Annotated in this window: 5 protein-coding genes; all 5 read left to right on the top strand. The window is 52.1% G+C overall.

Features of this window, described 5'->3' with window-relative positions; genetic code table 11:
- On the top strand, positions 1–406 hold a 406-nt coding region (locus V7Z75_RS13905; RefSeq protein WP_334109244.1), incomplete at its 5' end, for a hypothetical protein.
- Between the two features lie 115 nt (positions 407–521).
- On the top strand, positions 522–1,175 hold the full coding sequence (locus tag V7Z75_RS13900; protein WP_334109243.1) for a phage tail protein: 654 nt from the start codon (positions 522–524) through the stop codon (positions 1,173–1,175).
- A 71-nt stretch (positions 1,176–1,246) separates the two neighbouring features.
- Positions 1,247–1,618: a phage tail assembly chaperone gene (locus V7Z75_RS13895; RefSeq protein ID WP_334109242.1), complete on the top strand. Its 372-nt coding sequence runs from the start codon at positions 1,247–1,249 to the stop codon at positions 1,616–1,618.
- A complete protein-coding gene (locus tag V7Z75_RS13890) occupies positions 1,558–1,929 on the top strand; it encodes a DUF1799 domain-containing protein (protein ID WP_334109245.1) in 372 nt (123 codons plus the stop codon). The genes V7Z75_RS13895 and V7Z75_RS13890 overlap by 61 nt, the downstream gene beginning before the upstream one ends.
- 105 nt (positions 1,930–2,034) lie before the next feature.
- On the top strand, positions 2,035–5,102 hold a 3,068-nt coding region (locus tag V7Z75_RS13885), incomplete at its 3' end, for a phage tail length tape measure family protein (RefSeq protein ID WP_334109241.1).

The following is a 5,102-nucleotide window of genomic DNA, read 5'->3' as shown; positions in this document are numbered from 1 at the left end:
CACTTTGTGGGTAAGCACCGTACTGCCCAATGCCAACACCATCGCCGCCTATAACATGCTCACCTGGACGCAAGTAAAAGGCGTTCGCCTGATAGGGAGCCTGGGCCAGGTTGACACCGTGATCGACGCCAATGTCATGAATAAACCAGGAAAACGGCTGCGAGTTGGTACGGAATCGAGAAGCATCCCTTTGGAGATAATCGAGATTGATGATGCAGGCCAATCCATCCTGGTTTCTGCCATCAATGCGCCCATGAATTACGCATACCGGATCAACAAACCAAATCTTCCAACGAAGTATTTTCAAGCATTCGCAAGCAGTGTGCAGGATGGTGAACTAGACCCTTCAAGCGTTGCAACAAAGGCCATACAGCTAGAGCTGGATAGCCAGATATTAGAGGGCTGATCCCTCAAAACAGATAACCCGCTCAGGCGGGTTTTTACGCCCTAACCGGGCCGAGCAAGTCGCAGAAATGCGGCTTTTTTTTCGCCCATTGTTGGGCTTTCTGAAAGGAAAAATCATGGCTGTATCATTGCCTAACGGCATTATCTTGTCGCTGGGAACGACCGTCGCCCCCGATAAATCCATCACGGCAGTGACAAACGCATCCCCCGCGGTTGCTTCGTCTGCATCGCATGGTATGTCAGCAGGTGCAATCTTCGTTCTCAAATCTGGCTGGGCGCGTGCTAATGAGCGGGTTTTCCGCGTTGGCGCTGGCCCCGCTTCCGGCACATTCCCAATCGAAGGGCTGGATTCAACCAGCACGACCGCATTCCCAGCCGGTAGCGGTGTAGGCTCATTCGCCGAAATCACCGGGTTCACGCAAATCTCCCAGGTGCTTGACCTGACCACATCGGGCGGTGAAATGCAGTTCACCCAGTACTCCTTCCTGGAGCAGGACTTTGAAAGCCAATTGCCCACCCAATCTTCCGCCCAGTCTCTCACTTTGAGCATTGCGGATGATGCGTCACTGGCAGGTTATCAAGCGCTGAAATCTGCGGCTGATGCACGTATCGCTCGCGTACTTCGTGCCGTGTTCCCGAATGGCTCAGTGCTCCTGTACTACGGTTATGTCTCTTTCAACGAGACTCCTTCCATGACCAAGAACGAGGTTATGGCTTGCCAGGCGACATTCTCCCTCCTGAGCAAGCCGGTTCGTTACGCGACCTCTTAAAGGCGCTGTAACACGCCGCCCGGTTGATCGCGGGCGGTTCTTTTTTCCCATACTTAAAAGGATTACACATCATGGCAACAATCAAGCTCGGCAGCGCTCCTGCCACTTTCAACAAGACTATTTCCTTCGACCTGGTGAACGGCGAGAAGGGAGAGATTACCTTCGAGTTCGTCTATCGCACACGAAGCGAATATGCCGCTTTGGTTGACGAGCTATCCGCTCAAGGCAAGCTGGAAAATTTCGATGCTTCCATGACTGAAATTTACAAGGTGGTGGATAAATCCGCCGTGGACTTCATCTTGAAGGCAGCGAAGGGTTGGGACTTGGAGGACAAATTCACGCCTGCCAATGTCGCAAAACTGGTTGATCAGTTCCCAGGTGCATTCAACGCACTGACGGAAGCATACCGCTCCGCCTTGCTGGACGGTCGCACAAAAAACTAAAACAGGTTGCCGCTGGATTCTACGAGAAAGAGCCGTCAATCGAGGAGCTGACGGCCTACGGACTCACGTTAGACGATGTGGCAACCACAATCGAGGTATGGCCTGAAAACTATCAGGCATTTGAAGTATTTTCCGCCATGTCCACCCAATGGCGGGTATCGATGAGCGGCCCAGTTGGTTTTGACTATGGTGTTCTGCCGGAGATATGGCAGCGCTGCCAGGTAGCCGAATCTGATCGAGATGATGCGTTTCACTGCCTGCGGGTTATGGAAGGTGCTGCCCTCAAGCAAATCTCCCTCAACAGTAAATAAAAGGAGGTCATTCAAGTGGCTGAAATGATGGAAAAATCGCCTCAATTGCGGCGTATCTTGTTCGGACTTCCTGCGATCATTGAATCAATCAAGTGGCGGTAAACGATGGCACAAGATATTGTTGAATTAGGCGTTATCGTCAGTGATAACGACTCGGCGGTTAAGGTAACGAAAAGCCTTAAAGCGCTTGCCGAGCAGGGCGGAAAGACCGAAAAGGCGCTTGATGGCGTTGGCAAGAAGGCAAAGAAGGCCGCACAGGATATAGACTCCGCTGCTGCTGGAACCAAAAAGACAAAAACCGCCTTAAAGGAAGTTGCCACAGAATCGGTCAAGGCGGAAAAGGCCCTTGATGGTATCGGCAAAAAAGCCAGGGATGCAAAAAAGCCGATTTTTGACTTGGGCGAAGAGCTTGACAGAGCAAAAGCCAAACTGAATGCATTTGTAGATTCATCTGCCAAATCAGCCAATATCAATTTGATGGGGGTTTCCTCTGGATTTAGAGCGGAATTAAACAATGTTTCATCTGGCGTAAAAGGTGTCACTGGCGAACTCCCAAAGCTAACCTCCAAGCTTGACGAAACCAGAAAGAGGTTTGACTACAACGCCCTATCAGCCAAGCAATATACAGCCGCGCTTCGTGGTGTTCCTGCTCAGTTGACGGATATTTTCGTCAGCCTGCAAGGCGGACAGGCACCTCTAACTGTCATGCTGCAACAGGGTGGACAGTTAAAGGACATGTTCGGCGGTGTTGGCAATGCTGCCAAAGCATTAGGGGGGTATGTTTTATCCCTCATCAACCCGTTCACTGTTGCCGCTGCCGCTGTAACTGGCCTGGGCGCGGCATACTATGCGGGATGGAAAGAAGGCGACAATCTCAATAAATCCCTGATTTCTACAGGCAACATACTAGGCGCTACCCGTGCGCAATTGATGGGTTACGGGGATGCTGTAGGGAATCTTACCGGCTCCTATGGAAAAGCGCGTGATGCTGCCCAGGCCATGGCCGCTGCTGGTGTTGCGTTCGGCGGTGATATTCAAGCCACGATGCAGAGCATTGTTGAAATATCCAGGATGACCGGGCGTGAGGTCGAGAATGTGACCGAGGATTTTATCCGCCTGTCGAAAGACCCGGTGAAGGGGATAAAAGACCTCAACAATCAGTACCATTTCCTGACGGATGCAACGTACGCGCAGATCAAGTCCCTTGCGGAACAGGGCAGAGCACAAGATGCCGCTACTTTGGCGGTAAAGACTTATTCCGACACGGTTAACGGCAGGACGGAGGAAGTTAGAAAAAACCTAGGGCATATGGAAAGAGCCTGGAAAGCGGTTGGGAGCGCAGCATCTACGGCATGGGATGCAATAAAGAGAGGTTCCGTGTATGTGTGGGAATTTGGCGGCTCAAAATCGCTGCAAGAGCTACAAGCAACATATGACGCAATCACAAAGCGAGTAGAAGCCGCCCAGAATATTAGGACTGTTCAGAACATTGGGCAGTTGCGCCAGCTTTTGGAGCAGCAAGCAGTAGCAAAGAAGGCGCTTGATGCAGCCAATGCTGAATTGAAAAAAGAGCAAGATGCTGCCGCAAAACAGCAGAAAGAAGATGCAAAGATCAAAGCAAGGGACGAGGCTGACAAGCGGTATGCGGAGCTTAAAAACTCACTACTGCGCGATGAGATTGCTTTACGTGCCACTTACGCTCAGCAGATCAAGGACATCAATGCAGCAGAGGCAGCAGGGAATTTCACCGCATCAGAAGCTGCAAGAATGCGCAAACAGGCTGCTGACGATCTTTCCGGTGCCTTAAACAAGGGTAACAAGTCCATCAAGGAACAGGCCGAGTTTACCGCCCAGCTTTCCCAATCCTACGCTGACCTGACCAAGCAGATCATGGCGCTGAATGCGCCTCAAGAGACTCAAATCCAGATCATCGAGCGCTTGATGGGCACCATGCCGCATCTCACTCAGGCATACAGGGACTGGGCGCAAGCGCAATTCGACATTGCCAAGGATAACGAATTTGAAGCATCCCTATATCGCCAACAAACTGCGCTAGACGACCAAGTAGAGGCTATCAGGCAGCAAGCTCTTGCAGTGCGTGATGAGTCTGAAACTTTGGGCTATCTGCCATCACAAATTACCAAAGTCACTATTGCGCGCCTGGAAGATAGAAAAGCAATCCTAGAAGGGCTTGGCCTGGTCGTGCCGGAAATTGAAGCACAGATTGCAGCCTACAAGGAACTTGCAGAAGCCCAAGGTGGAAAGGAATTCCGCCAGGCTCAGATCGACGCCGAAAAAGAGCGCGTCAAAGCCGCAGAGGATGCAGCCAAAGAGATTCAGCGCACTCATGAGCGCATGTCCGAAAACATCAACCGATCTTTGACGGATGCGCTTCTGCGCGGCTTTGAGTCTGGCAAGAGCTTTGCAGAGAACTTCAAGGACACTCTGCGCAACATGTTCAAGTCTCTTGTTTTGCAGCCAGTGGTGCGATTCCTGGTTGATGCTTCGGGCATTAGCGCCATCGGTACAGGCCTAGTATCAATGTTGTCCGGCGGCGCTGCAAATGCGGCTGGTGCTGGTGGAAGCGTAGGCGAGGCAGCTAATCTACTTGGCGTTGGCAAAAACCTCTACAGCGCCTTTACAGGTGGCCTGGATAAGCTAGGATCGAGCATCACAGGCAGCATTCAGGACTTGGGCGTGTTCCTATCTTCTGGCAATGGTGGTTTGGCGGATAGCATTGGTGGGTTTCTTGGGCAGTATTCCAACCAGATCGCCACTGGGCTAGCATTCGCCCCTGCGGCCATTTCCTTGCTAAAAGGAGATGTGAAGTCTGCGGCATTCTCTGGTGCAGGCGCTGCGCTTGGTTCCCTGCTAGGCCCTGGCGGGGCGGTTATTGGTGGTGCAATAGGCTCCCTGCTCGGCGGCGCTTTCGGTTTCGGCAAGAAAAAACCCAAGCGCTACGGCACATCCGCCAGCATGGTGTATGAGGATGGTGCCGTTATTTCATCGTCCACGGGAAATATTAAGCGGGCGCTGGGCCTTGATGCTGGGCTAAGTGGATTGAATGAATCATTCTCTGCAAGCCTGGGCGGGCTGCTTTCTGCCTTTGGCCTTTCCGATCGCATCAGCAGCAGTTCGTACATGTCCGCAAAGACCAATGTGCGCGGTGGGTT

The organism is Methylobacillus sp. (assembly GCF_036844465.1).
In the GTDB taxonomy this organism is placed as follows: Bacteria; Pseudomonadota; Gammaproteobacteria; order Burkholderiales; family Methylophilaceae; genus Methylobacillus.
This window is presented reverse-complemented; position numbering and strand designations above follow the sequence as displayed.